The following is a 17460-nucleotide window of genomic DNA, read 5'->3' on the forward strand; positions in this document are numbered from 1 at the left end:
TGCGCTCGCTGCGCCAGCTGCGCGAACTGCGCACCCGCGAGGGCGCCCGGGAGCGGCGGGCGGAGACCGCCCCGATCACCGGGTCGAGCCGGGCCCGGCTCGACCAGCCGCGCACCGCGCGCCCGGGCCTGATCTCGCTGCCGACCTACGACCCGGAGGCCTTCGGCGTCCTGTCCGAGCGGATCGCCCGCTTCCTGGGCACCGGGCGGTTCATCGTCTGGATGACGGTGTTCGTCGTGGTCTGGATAGGGTGGAACACCCTGCTGCCGGCCGCCGCGCGCTTCGACGAGTACCCGTTCATCTTCCTGACCCTGGCGCTGTCGCTGCAGGCCTCCTACGCGGCTCCGCTGATCCTGCTGGCGCAGAACCGGCAGGACAACCGGGACCGGGTCAACATGGAGCAGGACCGGGCGCGCAGCGACCGCAGCATCGCCGACACCGAGTACCTGACCCGCGAGGTCGCGGCGCTGCGGCAGGGGCTCGGCGAGGTCGCCACCCGGGACTTCGTCCGCTCCGAGCTGCAGTCGCTGCTCAGGGAAATGGACGAACGGCGGGGCGCCCCCGAGGCGTTGTGACCGGCGGCACGCTACCGGCCGGTTAACGAGTTCGCCCGGAGCCGTACCATCAAGGCATGGCCAACGAGACAGAGGTCGCGGCCGGCGTCACGGAGGAGTCCGTGCGCGAGGCACTCGCGACCGTCAACGATCCGGAGATCAACCGCCCGATCACCGAGATCGGGATGGTGAAATCGGTCGAGATCGGCGAGGGCGGCGCGGTGCGCGTCGCGGTCTACCTGACCGTCTCCGGCTGTCCGATGCGCGAGACCATCGTCACCCGGGTGACCGAGGCGGTCGGCAGGGTCGCCGGCGTGACCGGCGTCGAGGTCGAACTCGACGTGATGAGCGACGAGCAGCGCAAGGAGCTGTCGCAGCTGCTGCGCGGCGGCGCCCCCGAGCGGGAGATCCCGTTCGCCAAGCCGGGCACGCTGACCCGCGTCTACGCGGTGGCCTCCGGCAAGGGCGGCGTCGGCAAGTCCTCGGTAACGGTCAACCTGGCGGCGGCGATGGCCGCGGACGGCCTGAAGGTCGCCGTGGTGGACGCCGACATCTACGGCCACAGCGTGCCGCGCATGCTGGGCGTCGACGGCCGGCCCACCCAGGTCCAGGACATGATCATGCCGCCGCAGGCGAACGGCGTGAAGGTCATCTCGATCGGCATGTTCACCCCGGGCAACGCCCCGGTCGTCTGGCGCGGCCCGATGCTGCACCGGGCGCTGCAGCAGTTCCTCGCCGACGTGTACTGGGGCGACCTGGACGTGCTGCTGCTGGACCTGCCGCCCGGCACCGGTGACATCGCGATCTCGGTGGCGCAGCTCGTCCCGAACGCGGAGATCCTGATCGTCACCACCCCGCAGATGGCCGCCGCCGAGGTGGCCGAGCGGGCCGGCACGATCGCCGTGCAGACCCACCAGAAGATCGTCGGCGTGATCGAGAACATGTCGGGCATGCCGTGCCCGCACTGCGACGAGATGATCGACGTCTTCGGCACCGGCGGCGGCCAGACCGTCGCGGACGCGCTGACCCGCACGGTCGGCGCGACCGTCCCGGTGCTCGGCTCGATCCCGATCGACGTGCGGCTGCGCGAGGGCGGCGACGACGGCCGCCCGGTCGTGCTCGCCGCGCCCGACTCCCCGGCCGGCGCCGCCCTGCGCGCCGTGGCCGGCAAGCTCGGCGGCCGCCAGCGCGGCCTGTCGGGGCTGTCCCTCGGGCTGACGCCGAAGAACAAGTTCTGATCCGGGTGTGACCGAGGGCCGGGCGGTCGTACCGCCCGGCCCTCGTCGTGCCCGCAGGCCTTACGGCCGGGTGTAGGCGGCCAGGTCGGGGACGGTGGCGAAGCCCGCGCCGTAGGCGCTGACGCCGCGCCCGTACGCGCCGAGCAGGACGCCGGGGGCCTCGCCGGCCAGCACCCAGCCGTACTCGGACTCCCGGTAGCGGAACGGCTGCGGCAGGCCGTTGACCGGCAGGCTGAGGGTGGACCAGCCGGGGCCGTCCAGGTCGTCGGCGAGGTCCCACGCGAGGGCGCTCTGCTGGTCCATCCAGTCCTGGCGAAGCGCCCGGTCCAGCTGCCCCGGCCAGGTGGCGCCGAGCAGGCCGGAGCCGGCCAGCCAGGCGGCGGAGGAGGCGGAGGTGGCCTCCAGCGTGCCGGTGTTGTCGGCGCTGCGGCGGCTGTCCCGGCGGGCGACGGTGACCACGACCGCGAACCGGCGCATGTCGCGCGGCTCGTACTGTCGGGCCGGCTCCTCGCCGTGGCCGAGCGAGCCGTAGTCGACGCTGCCGGCCGCTCCGGCGCGCGGGCCGCCGGCGCCGGCCTGCATCAGGTAGCGGCGGCCGGTCCAGCCGTCGTCCAGGCCGTACCAGGGGAAGTCGGCGGACAGGTAGGGCACCAGCGGGTCCGCCGGCCCGGCCTGCCCGCCGACCACCGGGGCGCCGGCCGTGGCCGTCGCCCCTCCCGCCTGACTCGTCGCGTCCATCCCCGGGCCTCCTCAACCGCGCGTGTGCCTGCCGCTGCCGCGCTCCCATGGTGGCGTACCGCGGCGCCCCCGGGGGCCTTCCGGGCCCGCTGCGGGCGGACTGTGACGGACGGCTCGGCGGGAGCAATCAGCACAATAGCCCCGGACGTGCCGCCGCCCCGCTCAGCCGGGCGGCCGGGCGGGGCGGTTCGCGTGTCGGAGCGGGGCGGAGCCGGGGCTCGGGTGGCGTCGCGGCTCAGGTGGCGTCGGGGTCGAAGGGCGGGCGCTCGCCGGGCTGCAGCGGCGCGCCGGTCGAGGCGGCGGCCGGGGCGGCCTTGTCGAAACTCACGCCGCCCGTCCGCCCGTTCACCGGCGCCGCGGGCTTGTCGTCCAGGACGGAGCGGATGTCGATGGTGTCCTTCATCCCCTTGAGGCCCAGCGGGTCCTCGCCGTCGCCCATGAGCTGCTTGCGGACGAAGGTCTTGGGGTGCAGGTCCTCGAACTCGAAGTCCTTGAACTCCGGGCCCAGCTCGCTGCGGATGTCCTCCTTCGCGTTGTCGGCGAAGGAGCGGACCTTGCGGATGAAGCCCATGGTGTCCTGGATCAGCTTGGGCAGCTTGTCCGGACCGAAGACGATGATCGCCAGCACGGCGAGGGTCAGGAGCTTCAGCCCGCCAACATCGGTGAACACCCAGGCTCCCTAGCGAATCGGACGACGTCCCTACAGCGTAATGGCCACCGGCGGGTCCCCGACCATCGAGGCGATGAAGCCGTGGTAAAGACCAGCCGGTGGCCGAATCGTCCAGCGTCAGCGGATCTGCTGGCGAAGCGCGGCCAGGCCGCCCGGGAGGCGTTCCGGGGTCGGCGGCGGGGTCGCCTCGCGGGTGGCGGCGACCGCGCGGGCCGGGAAGTCCACCGGCACCTGGGCGTTCATCGGGACGAGCCCGCCGCGGCCGCCCCGGTCGACCGGGCTGACCGAGGTGCCGGTCGGCTCCTCGCCCTGCAGGCTGAGCCCGCCGACGCCGCCGAGCGTCACCGCGGCGACCGAGAAGGCGCCCGCGGCGGCGAAGACCAGGCGGCGCCCGCGCGGCGCCGGGGTGCGGACGGCGGGCGAGCCGGCGCGCGGCCGGCCGGCGACGGCCGGGCGGGCGGCCGGCTCCGGACGGGCGACCGCCTCGGGGGTGTCGGAGCGCCGGCCGATCAGCGGCCGCAGCACCGAGCCGCCGCGCCCGAAGGCGCGCGGGTCGACCCCGGGCACGGGGCTGTCGGCGCCGAGCGCGCCCGCGCCGAAGGAGGAGCCGGCGCCGCGGCCGAAGGAGCCGCCGGTGAGCCGGCTGCCGCCGAGCGTGCCGGTGGCGGCGACCCCGCCACCGGGCAGGTCGTCGTCATCGTCGCGGCGGCCCCGGCCGGTCGGCCGGTCGACGCCCGCCGGGCCGTCCTCGGGCAGCTCGGCGACGGCCATCAGCCGGGCCATCAGCCCGGCGGACGGGCCGGGCGTGCCGGTGCGGGTCAGCAGGTGCTTGACGGCGCGGCCCTCGTCGGCCTCGGCCAGGCACTGCGGGCAGGTCGCCAGGTGGGCCTGGACGCGCTCGCGCGAGTCGTGCCCGAGTTCGCCGTCCACGAAGGCGGACAGCCGCTCGCCGAGGTGGTGCTCCTCGGCGGCGGGCTCGGTGGGGCGCACCGGGACGGGGCGCAGTGCGGTCTCGGCGGGCAGCGCGAGCGCGGGCGGTGCGGGCTCGCCCTGGTCCTCGCCGCCGCGGCGGCCCGGAAGGGCCCAGCCCCGCCTTCCGGCGGACCGGCCGGACGCGTCCGACTGGCCCGGCCCGGACCGGCCGGTTGCGCTCACGATCGCCTCCGTCCGCGCCCGCTCGGCGCGGCCTCGACGGCACCGACCGCCACCGGCTCGGGCTCCTCCGAGCCGCCGCGGCGCTCGCGGCCGGGCGCCTGCCCGGGGGCGCGGTGCTTGAGCGCGGCGCGCAGGTGGGAGCGGCCGCGGTGGATGCGGCTGCGGACGGTGCCGAGCTTGACGCCCAGGGTGGCGGCGATCTCCTCGTAGGACAGGCCCTCGATGTCGCAGAGCACCACGGCGGCGCGGAACTCCGGGGCGAGGGTGTCCAGGGCCTGCTGCACGTCGGCGTCGAAGTGGGTGTCGCTGAAGTGCTGGGCCGGGCTGGGCTCGCGGGAGGCCAGCCGCTCGGCCGCGTCCTCGCCGAGCGCGTCGAAGCGGATGCGCTGGCGGCGGCGGACCATGTCCAGGAACAGGTTGGTGGTGATCCGGTGCAGCCAGCCCTCGAACGTGCCGGGGGTGTAGGTGGACAGCGAGCGGAACACCCGGACGAAGACCTCCTGGGTGAGGTCCTCGGCGTCGTGCTGGTTGCCCGTCAGACGGTAGGCGAGGCGGTAGACGCGGGCGCTGTGCGCCTCGACGATCTCCTCCCAGGTGGGCGGAGTCCAGCCCTGCGCGTCGGGGCCCTCGGCGAAGCCGGCGAGGGCGGGGGCCGCGGTGGTACCGGCGGCCGGCGTCCCGGCGGTGACGGGCTGGTCCAGGGGGGAGTGCGCGGGCTGGTTCATCACGGGCTTCGGCGTACGGGCCGACGTGGTGCCGCGGGAGTGCCGCCGCACGGGGACGTCGCCCTCGGCCACACCTCCTCGGTCGGCTCTTCTGCCCAGCAGGGCCACCACCATATCCACCTCACCCGTCAAGCCCGGATAAAAGTGTCCGGGAGGGGTCTCCCCCACCCGGTCCGCACTGACAACGGCCCGCCGCCGTACGCGGTTCCCGTCCGGCCAGTAATCTGTGGCAGGAAATATCGACATCCCCCGGCACCGGGCCGCGACCCGGGGCTCCGAAAGAGGCAGCCATCAGCGAGTTCGGGCCCGCGCGCGCGGCCCTCGCCGACACCTACGTGGGCGAGGACGCGGTGCTGACCTACGCCCGGGCGCAGTCCGCGCGGACCGGGATACGGGCGATCGGGCCGAGCGGCGGGGCGTGCCTGCGGCTGCTGGCGGCCGCGCTGGACGCCAAGGCGGTGGCCGAGATCGGCACCGGGACGGGCGTCTCCGGGGTCTACCTGCTGCGCGGGATGCGGCCGGACGGCGTGCTGACCACGGTGGACTCGGAGCCGGTGAGACAGCAGCTGGCCCGCGAGGCGTACCAGGCGGCCGGGTTCGCGGCCAACCGGTCGCGGTTCATACCGGGCCGGGCGCTGGAGGTGCTGCCGCGGCTCGCGGACGGCCAGTACGACCTGGTGTTCTGCGACGGCGATCCGGCCGAGTCGCGGGAGTACCTGCTGGAGGCGCTGCGGCTGCTGCGGCCGGGCGGGATGGTCTGCTTCGAGGGGGTCTTCCAGGAGGGCCGGCTCGCCGAGCCGGAGCTGCAGGACCCGCAGACCGGCGCGGTGCGCGACCTGGTCCGGGACGTACGGGAGAGCGACGCGCTGCTGCCCGCGCTGCTGCCGGTCTCTGACGGGCTGCTCTGCGCCGTCAAGCGCTGAGCGGCGCGGGGCGCGGCACGCGGCCGGGCCCGGGAGAACACGCGGGCCCGGGCCGACTCGTCGTCGCACCCGGGCCCGACGGCACGTCTCCAGGAGACGGCGAGCACCCGCTGGGTCAGCCGGTGACCTGCTTCAGGGCATCGCCCAGGGCTTCGGCCTCGTCAGGCGTGAGCTCCACCACAAGGCGTCCGCCGCCTTCGAGCGGAACGCGCATGATGATGCCCCGCCCCTCTTTGGTGACTTCGAGCGGGCCGTCACCCGTCCGCGGCTTCATGGCCGCCATGCTCGTTCCCCTTCCTGCAACCGCTCAGCTACGCACCGGCAGTCCGTCCACCGCCGGTATCGAACGCATTGATCGGAAGCCATTATCCCGCATGCCAAGGCCTGATGACCAACATCACTCTCGGTGCATCCACGGCCGGACCGGCCCCAACCATCGCAATTCGCGTCATAAGCCCCGGCGTGGCGGCGGTTCGGACACCACCGGAGGGTGCGATACCTCACACTCCCCATGCGGCCCCGCGCTCCGGCATCCTGACTCCCGACCGATCATCGCGGCTCACGCGCCGTCTCGCCCGAGGGAGCCCTCGTCCATGTCCGATTCCGTGCTGTACGAGCTGGACGGCGGCCTCGCCGTCGTCACCATCAACCGTCCGGAGGCGATGAACGCCCTGGACGTCGCGACCAAGGTCGCATTGCGCGACACCATGATCGAGGCGGCCGCCGACCCGGCCGTGCGGGCGGTGCTGCTGACCGGGGCGGGCGAGCGCGCCTTCTGCGTCGGGCAGGACCTGAACGAGCACCTGACGCTGCTCAAGCGGGCCGAGGAGACCGGCGAAGGCGCGCTGCGCACCGTCGCCGAGCACTACAACCCGCTCGTGCGGGCACTGGCCGGAATGCGCAAGCCGACCGTGGCGGCGGTCGGCGGCGTGGCGGCCGGCGCGGGCGCCTCGCTCGCCTTCGCCTGCGACTTCCGCATCCTGTCCGAGCGGGCCGGCTTCAACACCGCGTTCGCCGGGATCGGCCTGACCGCCGACTCGGGCGCGTCGTGGACGCTGCCGCGGCTGGTCGGGCACGCGAAGGCCACCGAGCTGCTGATGCTGCCGCGGACGGTCAAGGCCGCCGAGGCGATGGAGCTGGGGCTGGCCACCAAGGTGGTCGCGCCCGAGGAACTCGCCGCCACCGCCCGGGTGTTCGCCCGCGAGCTGGCCGAGGGCCCGACCGTCGCGTTCGGCGCCATCAAGGCGTCGCTGGCCTACGGCGCCTCCCACTCGCTGGACGAACTCCTCGACAAGGAGGACGAGTTGCAGACGCTGGCCGGGGAGAGCGAGGACCACCGGATCGCGGTCCGCGCCTTCATCGCCAAGGAGAAGCCGAAGTACCTGGGGCGCTAACGCCGTTGCGGGCCGGTGCGGACGTGGCAGTCCGCCAGGTGGTCGTCGACCAGGCCGCAGGCCTGCATCAGGGCGTAGGCGGTGGTCGGGCCGACGAACCGGAAGCCGGCCTTCTTCAGCGCCTTCGCCAGCGCCGTCGACTCGGGCGTGACGGCCGGCACCTCGCCGAGCGTGCGGGGGGCCGGCCGGTCCGGTGCCGGGGCGAAGCCCCAGATCAGCGCGTCCAGGCCGCCGTCCAGCTCGCGGGCGACCTTCGCGTTGGCGATCGCCGCCTCGATCTTGGCCCGGTTGCGGATGATGCCGGGGTCGGCGAGCAGCCGCTCCCGGTCGGCCTCGCCGAACTCGGCGACCCGGGCGATCTCGAAGCCGGCGAAGGCGGCCCGGAAACCCTCGCGCCGGCGCAGGATGGTCAGCCAGGACAGGCCGGACTGGAAGGCCTCCAGGCAGACCCGCTCGAACAGCGCGTCGTCGCCGTGCACCGGGCGGCCCCACTCGGTGTCGTGGTAGGCCCGGTAGTCGTCGGTGGACTCGCCCCAGCCGCAGCGGAGCAGGCCGTCCGCGCCGAGCACCGCGCCGCCGGCGGGCTCGCTCACTGGTCGGCCGCCGGCTTCGCGTCCTCGGTGCGGTCCGCGGGCGCCTTGGTGAGGGCGACGGCCGGCTCGACGACCTTCGCGAACGCCTCCAGGCCGGGAAGCGGTTCGGTGAGGGTGTCCGGGTGGCCGGTCGCCTCGACCGCGCCGCGCAGGTGGGCGGCGGCCTCCAGCTCGGCGATCCGCGCGTCGCGGTAGGCGAGTTCGGCGCCGAGGCGGTCGAGCACGTCGTCCACCTCGTCCATCCGGTAGCCGCGCAGCGCCATCGGCAGGCGCAGCTCGTCGACGTCCGTCTTGCTCAGCGGACGGTCCTGCGGCAGCCGCGCGGCGATGCGGTCGGGCACCGCCTCCGGCATCGAGCCGCCCCCGCCGAGCGCCACCAGCGCGGCGCCGCCGACCACCACGGCCATGGCGACCACGATCACCCAGAACACGAGCTTTCCTCCCGAACTCCCGGTCGGCCCTCTCCGTGGGGCCCGGGCGCAGTGGTGCCCGGGATCGAACCGATCATGACAGCATGGTTCCCAGTGAGGCCGGGGGCCATCATCGCACCCGCAGCAGCTGTGGAGGAGACATCGGTGGCACTGCGCCTGGGACCGCGCGAATTCGGTGACGACGAGCTGGTGATCATGGCGATCGTCAACCGGACCCCGGACTCGTTCTTCGACAAGGGCGCCACCTTCGCCGACGAGGCCGCGTTCGCCGCCGCCGACCGGGCGGTGGCCGAGGGCGCCGCGATCCTGGACATCGGCGGGGTCAAGGCCGGGCCGGGCGACGAGGTGACGGTCGAGGAGGAGCTGCGGCGCACCGTGCCGTTCGTGGCGGAGCTGCGCAAGCGCCACCCCGAGGCGGTGATCAGCGTGGACACCTGGCGGCACGAGGTCGGCGAGGCGGTCTGCGAGGTGGGCGCGGACCTGCTGAACGACGCCTGGGGCGGGGTGGACCCGAAGCTCGCGGAGGTGGCCGCCCGGCACGACGTCGGCCTGGTGTGCACCCACGCGGGCGGCGCCGAGCCGCGCACCCGCCCGCACCGGGTCGGGTACGAGGACGTGATGGCGGACATCCTGCGGGTGACGGTCGGGCTGGCCGAGCGGGCGGTGGAGCTCGGCGTGCGGCGGGACGCGGTGGTCATCGACCCGGGGCACGACTTCGGCAAGAACACCCGGCACTCGCTGGAGGCCACCCGGCGGCTGCCGGAGATGACCGCGACGGGCTTCCCGGTGCTGGTCTCGCTCTCCAACAAGGACTTCGTCGGCGAGACCCTGGACCGGCCGGTGAACGAGCGGCTGCTCGGCACGCTGGCCACCACGGCGGTTTCGGCCTGGCTGGGCGCGCAGGTGTACCGGGTGCACCAGGTCGCGGAGACCCGCCAGGTGCTGGACATGGTCGCCTCGATCCGGGGCACCCGCCCCCCGGCGGTCGCCCGCCGGGGGCTGGCCTAGCGAGCGGTCAGATCTCGTTCGCGGGCCGGCGGGCGTCGGCGAGGATCTTCATGACCTCGTCGATCTCGTCGGTGATGTGGAAGAGCTCCAGGTCGTGCGGGGCCGCCTTGCCCTGCGCGACCAGGGTGTCCTTCAGCCACTCGTAGAGGCCGCCCCAGTAGGCGCTGCCGAAGAGGATCACCGGGAAGCGGGTGACCTTCTTCGTCTGGACCAGGGTGAGCGCCTCGAACAGCTCGTCCAGCGTGCCGAGCCCGCCGGGCAGGACCACGAAGCCCTGCGCGTACTTCACGAACATCGTCTTGCGGACGAAGAAGTAACGGAAGTTCAGCCCGAGGTCGACGAACTCGTTGAGGCCCTGCTCGAAGGGCAGCTCGATGCCGAGCCCGACGCTGAGGCCGCCGGCCTCGGTGGCGCCGCGGTTGGCGGCCTCCATCGCGCCGGGGCCGCCGCCGGTGATCACCGCGTAGCCGGCTTCGGCGAGGGCCCGGCCGATGGCCACGCCGGCCTCGTACTCGGGCGAGTCGGCCGGGGTCCGTGCGGAGCCGAAGACGCTGATCGCGGGCGGGAGTTCGGCGAGGGCGCCGAAGCCCTCGACGAACTCGGAGGTGATCCGCAGCACCCGCCACGGATCGGTGTGCAGCCAGTCGGTCGGGCCGGTGGTGTCCAGCAGGCGCTGGTCCGTGGTGCTCGTGCCGACCTGGTCCCGGCGCACCAGCACCGGGCCCTTCTGCTTCTCGGGCCAGGCCTTCTTCGTCCGGGGCGCGCCGACCTGCTCGGGCCCGTGTCCGTAGTGCTTCTCGTCTCCTGTGCCTGTCATGACGAAACCCTACGCCGACCTTCCCCCGTTTTCAGGCAACGGGGGAAGGTCGGTTGGACGACCGGAAGGTGGCGTTCACCAGCCGATCGGATCAGCTGCTGACGGCCGTCCGGGTCAGCCGGCCAGCCAGCCCCGCAGCCGCTCCTCGGTCTCGGCGATGGCGCTCAGCGAGCACCACTCGTCCCGCTTGTGCGCGAGGTCCGGCTCGCCGGGGCCGTAGTTGACGGCCGGGACGCCGAGCGCGCTGAACCGGGCGACGTCCGTCCAGCCGAACTTGGCCCGGGCGCGGCCGCCGGTGGCCTCCAGGAAGGTCCGGGCGGCGGGCTGGGCGAGGCCGGGCAGGGCGCCCGCGGCGAAGTCCGTCACGGTCAGCTCGAAGCCGTCGAAGACCTCGCGCACGTGCTTCTCCGCCTCGGCCTCGCTGCGGTCCGGCGCGTAGCGGAAGTTGATGGTGATCACGCACTCGTCGGGGATCACGTTGCCGGCCACGCCGCCGTCGATCCGCACCGCGTTCAGGCCCTCGTGGTACTCCAGGCCGTCGATCTCCACCCGCCGCGCCTCGTACGTCTCCAGCCGGGTCAGCACCTCGGCGGCGTGGTGGATGGCGTTGTCGCCGAGCCAGCTGCGGGCCGCGTGGGCGCGCACGCCGGTGAGCCGGATCTGCGCCCGCAGGGTGCCCTGGCAGCCGCCCTCGACCATCGCGCCGGTGGGCTCCATCAGCACCGCGAAGTCGGCGGCCAGCCAGTCCGGGTGGTCCTTGACGAGGTGGCCGAGGCCGTTGCGGTGGGCCTCCACCTCCTCGCAGTCGTAGAACACGTAGGTGAGGTCGCGGTTGGGCTCGGTCAGCGAGGCGGCCAGGCGCAGCGCGACGGCCACGCCGGACTTCATGTCCGAGGTGCCGCAGCCGTAGAGCCGGTCGCCGTCGACGTAGGAGGGCAGGTTGTCGGCGATCGGCACGGTGTCCAGGTGGCCGGCGAGCACGACCCGCTCGGCGCGGCCGAGGTTCGTCCGGGCGACCACGTTGTTGCCGTGGCGGTCCACGGTGAGGTGCGGGTAGCCGCGCAGGGCGGCCTCGACGGCGTCGGCGAGCGCCTGCTCGTCGCCGCTCACCGAGGGGAAGTCGACGAGCCGGGCGGTCAGCGCGCCGCCGTCGAGGGTGAGGTCCAGGGGCGTCGGGTTGAGGTCGCTCATGGCGGTCAGCCTAGTGCTCCCGCCGGGCGCCCTCCGTGGTCGCGCTGTGACACAGGTCGGGCACGGAACGGCAACCGGCGGCGCCGTACACCCGTCCGAGTGGGTACGGTGTCGGATCAAGGACAAGGCGCGAGAGGGGCGACGGTGGCCAGGAAGAGGAGCAGCGAGGAGCTGGGCGAGGACGGCGAGGAGTTCGAGCCCGTCGTCCGCCGCGGTCCGCTGCGCGCCCTGCTGTCCGTACTGGTCGGCCTGATCGGCCTCGCGCTGATCGCGGGGCTGGCGGTGGCCAGCATCTGGTGGTTCGGCTTCAAGCAGGGCGAGGACGAGGGCTGCCGGGTGAAGACCGCCACCGGCGAGGGCACCCTGGAGCTGCCGCAGGCGGCCAACGCCGCGACCATCGCGGCGGTGGCGCACGCCCGCAACCTGCCGGACCGGGCGACGGCGATCTCGCTGGCCACGGCCATGCAGGAGTCGAAGCTGCGCAACCTCGCGGGCGGCGACCGGGACTCGCTCGGCCTGTTCCAGCAGCGCCCGTCGATGGGCTGGGGCACCGCGGCGCAGATCGCCGACCCGGTGTACGCGACCAACAAGTTCCTGGACGGCCTGGTCAAGGTGCCCGGCTACACCCGGCTGCCGCTGACCGACGCCGCGCAGGCGGTGCAGAAGAGCGGCTACCCGCAGGCGTACGCCAAGCACGAGACCAAGGCGACGCTGCTGACCAGCGCGCTGGCCGGGCGGGAGCCCGCCTCCTTCTCCTGCGTGGTGCACGACTACGCCAAGCCGGATCCGGAGGACTCCCCCTCGGCCACCGCGGGCGCGCCGAGCGCCGGGGCCTCGGCCCCCGCGGCCGCGCCGCCGGACCGGGCGCAGGTGCTCTCGGACCGGGTGCGCCGGGAGTTCGGCCGCACGGTGACCCCGGCGACGGGTTACACCTCGACGATCAAGGGTGCGGAGAACGCCGTCTCGCTGACCCCGGATCCGGCCGCGGCCGCGCTGACCTCGGCGACGGACGGCGCCGCCGGCGGCGGGGTGGACGCCGAGCGGGCGGGCGGCTGGCAGGTCGCGCACTGGGCGGTCGCGCAGGCGCAGCAGCTGGGCATCGCGACGGTCGCCTACGACGGGAAGATCTGGCGCAAGGACGAGTCGGAGGACGGCTGGCAGTCGCAGTCCTCGGGGACGTCGACCAAGCTCGTCCAGGTCACCCTGGCCCCGTCCGGGAAGAGCTGACGCACTGGCGTTCGGGTTGCCGCCGGACGGGTGATTTCGGTCAACCCCGGTGGACCGGGCACTCGGCCCGGCCGACCGGGTGGAGAACCGTCACTCCCCTTGGCCGGGGCGCGCTCCGGGGTGTCACGGGAGCCCCGGAACGGCCCCACGCGGCGGTCATACGATCTGACGGTAGGTCCGACACTTTCCTTGCTCCGGCCGAAACCTTCTGGCTTCTCAAGCGGTAACAACTCGTCCGCCCGGTCGTCCACGCCCGGTCGTCCTCCCGGCGGACGGGACGGACCCAGACCCCTTCGAGGAGCCCCATGTCTCACCCCCTCACGCGCCGGATCGCCCAGGCCGCGCTCGTCGTGGCGGCCGGAGCCACCCCGCTGATCGCGGCCGGCTCAGCGTCCGCCCTGGGCGGGGACGCCCTGCTGCCCAAGAGCGACCTCGCGGCGCCGCTGGGCCAGCTGACCAACACCGACACCGGTTCCACCCTGCAGCACACCACCCACCAGCTGGGCCAGGCCGCCGGCACCACCGGCGCGGCCACCGTCGCCGCGGGCGTGCCCGCCTCCGCCGACGCCGCGGGCAACATCGTCGCCCACCAGCTGCCCGAGGCCAACGAGAAGGCCAGCTCGTTCACCGCCCCGGTCGACCAGACGGCCGCGACCACCGGCCAGCTCGCCCACGTCGCCCCGAAGGTCGCCTCCGCCCTGGCCGGCAAGCTCGGCGAGGCCGTCACCGGCAAGGCCATGGGCACCCGCAGCGCCGCCGCCAGCCCGGTCGGCGGGCTCGCCCAGACCGGCAGCGTCGCGCAGGGCCTGCCCGGCGCCGACAAGCTCTCCGGCGCCGTCCCGAGCACCAACGCCGTCACCGACGCGCTGCCGCTGGGCTCGGTGGAGCGCGCGCTGCCGCTCGGCTCGGTCGAGCACGCCGTGCCCGGCGGCCTGCCCGGCACCGACGTCCTGGGCCTGGCGGAGCACGGCTCGGCCAACCGCCTCGGCGGCGCCGACCTCGGCCCGAACAACCCGCTCTCCGGCCTCACCGGCGCGCTCGGCCCGGTCGGCGGCCTGCTGCACGGCGTGAACGGCGGCAGCATCAGCGGCCTGCCGCTGTAGCCCGCGGGTCGTTCCCGACCAAGGGCGAGGGGCCGGTGTTCGGACGCGAACACCGGCCCCTCGTCGCGTTTCGCTACGCCGGGCGCGCCGCGTTCAGCCGCGCCACGGCCGAGGCGACCCGCTCGTCGGTCGCGGTGAACGCGACCCGCACGAACCGCTCGCCGGCCGGCCCGTAGAAGTCACCGGGCGCCACCAGGATGCCCAGCGCGGCCAGTTCGGCCACCGTCTCCCAGCACGGCCGGTCCTGGGTCGCCCACAGGTACAGGCTCGCCTCGGAGTGCTCGATCCGGAAGCCGTACGCCTCCAGCGCGGAGCGCAGCGCCGAGCGCCGGGCCGCGTACCGCCCGCGCTGCTCGGCGACGTGCGCGTCGTCCGCCAGCGCGGCGACCGTCGCCGCCTGGACGGGCGCCGGCACGATCATGCCGCCGTGCTTGCGCACCTCCAGCAGCTCCTTGACCACCACCGGGTCGCCCGCCACGAAGGAGGCGCGGTAGCCGGCCAGGTTGGAGCGCTTGGAGAGCGAGTGGACGGCCAGCAGGCCCTCGTGGTCGCCGCCGCAGACGTCCGGGTGCAGGACGGAGACCGGGTCGGCCTCCCAGCCCAGCTCCAGGTAGCACTCGTCGCTGACCAGCAGCGCGCCGTGCTCCCGGGCCCACGCGACGGCGCGGCGCAGCTCGTCCGCGCCGAGCACCCGGCCGGTCGGGTTGGACGGCGAGTTCACCCAGAGCAGGCGCACCCGGGAGCCGTCCAGCTCGTCCACCGAGTCGTACTCGACCGGCTCGGCGCCGCACAGCCGTGCGCCCACCTCGTAGGTCGGGTAGGCCAGCCGCGGGTAGGCGACCTGGTCGCCGGGGCCGAGGCCGAGCTGGGTCGGCAGCCAGGCCACCAGCTCCTTGGAGCCGACCGTCGGGAGGACGGCCTGCGGGCCGATCCCGGCGCCGACCCGGCGGTGCAGCCAGCCGGCGATCGCCTCGCGCAGCTCCAGCGGGCCCCACACGGTCGGGTAGCCGGGGGTGTCGGTGTGCGCGGCCAGCGCCTTCTGGATCACCTCGGGGACCGGGTCCACCGGGGTGCCCACGGAGAAGTCGCACAGGCCCTCGGGGTGGGCGAGTGCGGTGGCCTTGTACGGCTCCAGCTTGTCCCAGGGGAACACGGGGAGCTTGTCCGAAACGCGGCGCGCCGCCCCCGGGTGGCCCGGGAACGGCGCGCGCGTGCTGTTCTCTGTGCTCACAGCTCGATTGCCACCGATCGTCAGTGGTCGGCGTTCTGCGGCGGCAGAGCGGCGATGAAGGGGTGGTCCCGCTCGATCAGGCCCAGCTTCGAGGCGCCACCGGGCGAACCCAGGTCGTCGAAGAACTCGACGTTCGCCTTGTAGTAGTCCTTCCACTCCTCCGGAGTGTCGTCCTCGTAGAAGATCGCCTCGACCGGGCAGACCGGCTCGCACGCGCCACAGTCGACACACTCATCCGGGTGGATGTAGAGCGATCGCTCGCCCTCGTAGATGCAGTCAACCGGGCACTCTTCGATGCACGCCTTGTCCTTGACGTCGACACAAGGCTGCGCGATGACGTAGGTCACGCTGTCGTTCCTCCTCGGAAGGGCCGTGGCGGCCCGTTCTGTTCTACTCGCGTGCGCGGTGAGCGCGGCGTCGTCGATGCCCGCCCCTAGTATCGCGGGTCGGAGACCGCAAATGCACAGGAGGTGGCCAGATGATCGTGGACGGGCCGGTCGAGCGGCGTCCAGAGGTCCGGATAGACCGCTCTGACGTGGGCCGACGGGTGTCCGTCCGGCGGATCTCGGAATTCGTGGACGAACGTCCGGTGTTCCGGGATTCGATCGGTGTGCTCACATGGTGGGACGACCACGGGCTGACCGTCGTCCCCCGGACCGGTGAGCCGGTCTCCTTCCCCGAACGGCTGCTGGTCGCCGGCAAGACCGTCCCGCTGTTCCCCGCGCGACGCGCCCCGCTGCCCGCCGCCACGCCCGTCGAACTCCAGCGGACCGCCGGGCGCGGCTGGCCCGCCGTCGAGAACGAGGCGCTCGGCGCATGGACGCTGCGCGCCTCCGCCGGCTTCACCCGGCGGGCCAACTCCGTCCAGGCGCTCGGCGACCCCGGGCTGCCGCTGCCGCGGGCCCTGGACGCCGTCCGCGCCTGGTACGCGGCGCGCGGGCTGCCCGCCTACGTCGAGGTCCTCACGCCCGGCTCGCCCGACGACCTGCGCGCCGAACTCGACCGGCTGGGCGCCCGGTACGCGCCCACCCTCGTGCGCACCGCCCCGCTGGCCGGCCTCACCCGGATCGGCGGCGGGCACGACCGCGTCCGGCTGGCGCGCACCGCCGGGCCCGACTGGATGTCCGTGTACCGCCGGGTCGGCGCGGACCCGGCGGTCGAGGAGGCCGCCCGGCAGGTGCTGCACGGCGGGCCGTCCGTCTGGTTCGCCCACGTGCCCGGCGCCCCCGGGCAGCCGCCGCTGGCCATCGGACGCTGCGTCATCGACGGGCCCTGGGCCTGCTTCGGCGCCATCGAGGTCCAGCCGCACGCCCGGCGGGCCGGGCTGGCCACCGCGGTCATGGCGGTGCTCGCGGCGCGCGCCGCCGAGGAGGGGGCGACCGGGGCGTACCTGCAGGTCGAGGCGGAGAACGCGGGCGCGATCGCGCTCTACGACGAGCTGGGCTTCACGACCAGTCACACTTACCACTACGCGCTCCTCCCGCAGGCGTAGCGCGCCCGTCCGCCCGCCCCGCCGCCAGCCCGCCAGCCCGCCAGCCCGCCGTACGAAAGCCGTCGCCGTCACCGTGACCGAGCAGAGCAGAGACCGCTTCCGGACCGCCGCCCGCGCCGAGCAGCCCGATCCGGTGCTGCTCTGTCTGCTCGCCGCCGCCGAACACCCGCCGGCGCCCGAACCGGGTGGGCTCGGCGCGCCGGACCCCGGCGTCGGCCCGGACGCCCTGCTGGCCGCCTGCGAGGCCGCGCTCGACCGGCACGCGGCCGCCGTGCGGCGCGCCGTCGCCGAGCGGCGCCCGACCGGGCCCGAGGAGACCGCCGCCCTGCTCGCCGCCGTCCTCGGCGGCCGGGAGGGCTTCCACGGACGGCAGTCCGACTACCGGCGACTGGAGTCCTCGCTGCTGCCCGAGGTGCTGCGGCGCCGGCGCGGTCTGCCGATCATGCTCTCCCTGGTGTGGACGGCGGTCGGGCGGCGGGCCGGGCTGACCGTCCACGGCATCGCGCTGCCCGGGCACTTCATCGTCGCGGTCGGCGGCGGCGCGGGCGGCGCGGCGGGCGGCGGCGAGGAGTACGTGCTCGCCGACCCCTTCCACGGCGGACGGCTGCTCGACCCGGCCGACGTCGAACGCCTGGTCGCCGCCGGGCACGAGTTCACCCCCGCCCTGCTCACCCCGGCCGCACCGCTCGACATCGTGCTGCGGGTGCTCGGCAACATCCGCGCCTGGGCCGCCGACCGGCCCGAGCACGCCCGCACCCAGCTCTGGGCCACCGAACTCGCCCTGCTGCTCCCCCGCCACCCCGCCCAGCTGCGCCTCGAACGCGCCGAACTCCTCGTCCGGATGGGCGACTTCCTCGGCGGATCGGCCGAGATGGACGACTACGCGCAGATCCTCGACACCTTCGACCCGGACGCGGCGGCGAAGGTCCGGCAGGAGGCCCGGGCCGCCCGGCACCGGCTCAACTGATGC

20 protein-coding genes are annotated in these 17460 nt (G+C 74.5%); 9 read left to right on the forward strand and 11 right to left on the reverse strand.

The window, feature by feature from the left end:
• Positions 1 to 26: 26 nt before the first annotated feature.
• Together VM95_RS26085 and VM95_RS26090 are read left to right on the forward strand one after the other, a co-directional pair.
• A complete protein-coding gene (locus VM95_RS26085; RefSeq protein WP_045700983.1) occupies positions 27 to 575 on the forward strand; it encodes a DUF1003 domain-containing protein in 549 nt (182 codons plus the stop codon).
• Between the two features lie 56 nt (positions 576 to 631).
• A complete protein-coding gene (locus tag VM95_RS26090) occupies positions 632 to 1792 on the forward strand; it encodes an Mrp/NBP35 family ATP-binding protein (protein ID WP_045700922.1) in 1161 nt (386 codons plus the stop codon).
• Between the two features lie 60 nt (positions 1793 to 1852).
• On the opposite strand, the gene VM95_RS26095 is transcribed toward VM95_RS26090, so the two are convergent.
• From VM95_RS26095 to sigE, 4 genes are all read right to left on the reverse strand, one after another.
• Complete coding sequence (locus tag VM95_RS26095; RefSeq protein WP_045700925.1) at positions 1853 to 2530, reverse strand: hypothetical protein; 678 nt, start codon at positions 2528 to 2530, stop codon at positions 1853 to 1855.
• Between the two features lie 235 nt (positions 2531 to 2765).
• A complete protein-coding gene (locus tag VM95_RS26100; protein ID WP_045700927.1) occupies positions 2766 to 3200 on the reverse strand; it encodes a sec-independent translocase in 435 nt (144 codons plus the stop codon).
• A 117-nt stretch (positions 3201 to 3317) separates the two neighbouring features.
• On the reverse strand, positions 3318 to 4355 hold the full coding sequence (locus VM95_RS44645) for a zf-HC2 domain-containing protein (RefSeq protein WP_052707582.1): 1038 nt from the start codon (positions 4353 to 4355) through the stop codon (positions 3318 to 3320).
• Positions 4352 to 5080 (reverse strand): RNA polymerase sigma factor SigE, encoded by a 729-nt coding sequence (gene sigE, locus VM95_RS26110; RefSeq protein ID WP_045700988.1) that lies wholly within the window; start codon positions 5078 to 5080, stop codon positions 4352 to 4354. The genes VM95_RS44645 and sigE overlap by 4 nt, the downstream gene beginning before the upstream one ends.
• A 290-nt stretch (positions 5081 to 5370) precedes the next feature.
• Here sigE and VM95_RS26115 point away from each other — a divergent pair, with 290 nt between their 5' ends.
• Positions 5371 to 6003, forward strand: coding sequence for an O-methyltransferase (locus VM95_RS26115; protein ID WP_045700929.1), 633 nt, complete (start codon positions 5371 to 5373; stop codon positions 6001 to 6003).
• A 115-nt stretch (positions 6004 to 6118) separates the two neighbouring features.
• Here the strand turns inward: VM95_RS26115 and VM95_RS40665 are convergent, their stop codons facing one another.
• The gene (locus tag VM95_RS40665) at positions 6119 to 6286 is read right to left on the reverse strand and encodes a DUF3117 domain-containing protein (RefSeq protein WP_078860537.1); all 168 of its coding nucleotides are present in this window, start codon (positions 6284 to 6286) and stop codon (positions 6119 to 6121) included.
• Between the two features lie 310 nt (positions 6287 to 6596).
• Between VM95_RS40665 and VM95_RS26120 the strand changes: the two genes are divergently transcribed.
• Complete coding sequence (locus VM95_RS26120; RefSeq protein ID WP_045700931.1) at positions 6597 to 7397, forward strand: enoyl-CoA hydratase-related protein; 801 nt, start codon at positions 6597 to 6599, stop codon at positions 7395 to 7397.
• Here the strand turns inward: VM95_RS26120 and VM95_RS26125 are convergent.
• Positions 7394 to 7990, reverse strand: coding sequence for a DNA-3-methyladenine glycosylase I (locus tag VM95_RS26125; protein WP_045700933.1), 597 nt, complete (start codon positions 7988 to 7990; stop codon positions 7394 to 7396). The two genes, VM95_RS26120 and VM95_RS26125, sit on opposite strands and share 4 nt — an antisense overlap.
• On the reverse strand, positions 7987 to 8421 hold the full coding sequence (locus VM95_RS26130; protein ID WP_045700936.1) for a DivIVA domain-containing protein: 435 nt from the start codon (positions 8419 to 8421) through the stop codon (positions 7987 to 7989). The genes VM95_RS26125 and VM95_RS26130 overlap by 4 nt, the downstream gene beginning before the upstream one ends.
• Positions 8422 to 8616: 195 nt before the next feature.
• On the opposite strand from VM95_RS26130, the gene folP reads away from it, so the two are divergent.
• A complete protein-coding gene (gene folP / locus VM95_RS26135) occupies positions 8617 to 9429 on the forward strand; it encodes a dihydropteroate synthase (RefSeq protein WP_045700990.1) in 813 nt (270 codons plus the stop codon).
• A 7-nt stretch (positions 9430 to 9436) separates the two neighbouring features.
• Here the strand turns inward: folP and VM95_RS26140 are convergent, their stop codons facing one another.
• The gene (locus VM95_RS26140; protein ID WP_045700938.1) at positions 9437 to 10246 is read right to left on the reverse strand and encodes an LOG family protein; all 810 of its coding nucleotides are present in this window, start codon (positions 10244 to 10246) and stop codon (positions 9437 to 9439) included.
• 114 nt (positions 10247 to 10360) lie between these two features.
• Positions 10361 to 11437, reverse strand: a complete 1077-nt coding sequence (dapE, locus tag VM95_RS26145; RefSeq protein ID WP_045700944.1) for a succinyl-diaminopimelate desuccinylase — start codon at positions 11435 to 11437, stop codon at positions 10361 to 10363.
• Positions 11438 to 11656: 219 nt separating this feature from the next.
• On the opposite strand from dapE, the gene VM95_RS26150 reads away from it, so the two are divergent.
• Both VM95_RS26150 and VM95_RS44650 read left to right on the forward strand, forming a co-directional pair.
• The gene (locus VM95_RS26150; protein ID WP_425265357.1) at positions 11657 to 12664 is read left to right on the forward strand and encodes a VldE C-terminal domain-containing protein; all 1008 of its coding nucleotides are present in this window, start codon (positions 11657 to 11659) and stop codon (positions 12662 to 12664) included.
• 305 nt (positions 12665 to 12969) lie between these two features.
• A complete protein-coding gene (locus VM95_RS44650) occupies positions 12970 to 13767 on the forward strand; it encodes a hypothetical protein (protein ID WP_052706683.1) in 798 nt (265 codons plus the stop codon).
• Between the two features lie 73 nt (positions 13768 to 13840).
• Here the strand turns inward: VM95_RS44650 and dapC are convergent, their stop codons facing one another.
• Together dapC and fdxA are read right to left on the reverse strand one after the other, a co-directional pair.
• Positions 13841 to 14998 (reverse strand): succinyldiaminopimelate transaminase, encoded by a 1158-nt coding sequence (gene dapC / locus VM95_RS26160; protein WP_045700946.1) that lies wholly within the window; start codon positions 14996 to 14998, stop codon positions 13841 to 13843.
• 20 nt (positions 14999 to 15018) lie between these two features.
• Complete coding sequence (gene fdxA, locus VM95_RS26165) at positions 15019 to 15345, reverse strand: ferredoxin (protein WP_030061559.1); 327 nt, start codon at positions 15343 to 15345, stop codon at positions 15019 to 15021.
• Positions 15346 to 15476: 131 nt separating this feature from the next.
• Between fdxA and VM95_RS26170 the strand changes: the two genes are divergently transcribed.
• Positions 15477 to 16490 (forward strand): GNAT family N-acetyltransferase, encoded by a 1014-nt coding sequence (locus tag VM95_RS26170; protein ID WP_078860539.1) that lies wholly within the window; start codon positions 15477 to 15479, stop codon positions 16488 to 16490.
• A gap of 73 nt (positions 16491 to 16563) precedes the next feature.
• Complete coding sequence (locus VM95_RS26175) at positions 16564 to 17457, forward strand: transglutaminase family protein (protein ID WP_045700951.1); 894 nt, start codon at positions 16564 to 16566, stop codon at positions 17455 to 17457.
• Positions 17458 to 17460 lie beyond the last annotated feature (3 nt).

Source organism: Streptomyces rubellomurinus, from assembly GCF_000961885.1.
Taxonomy (GTDB): Bacteria; Actinomycetota; Actinomycetes; order Streptomycetales; family Streptomycetaceae; genus Kitasatospora; species Kitasatospora rubellomurina.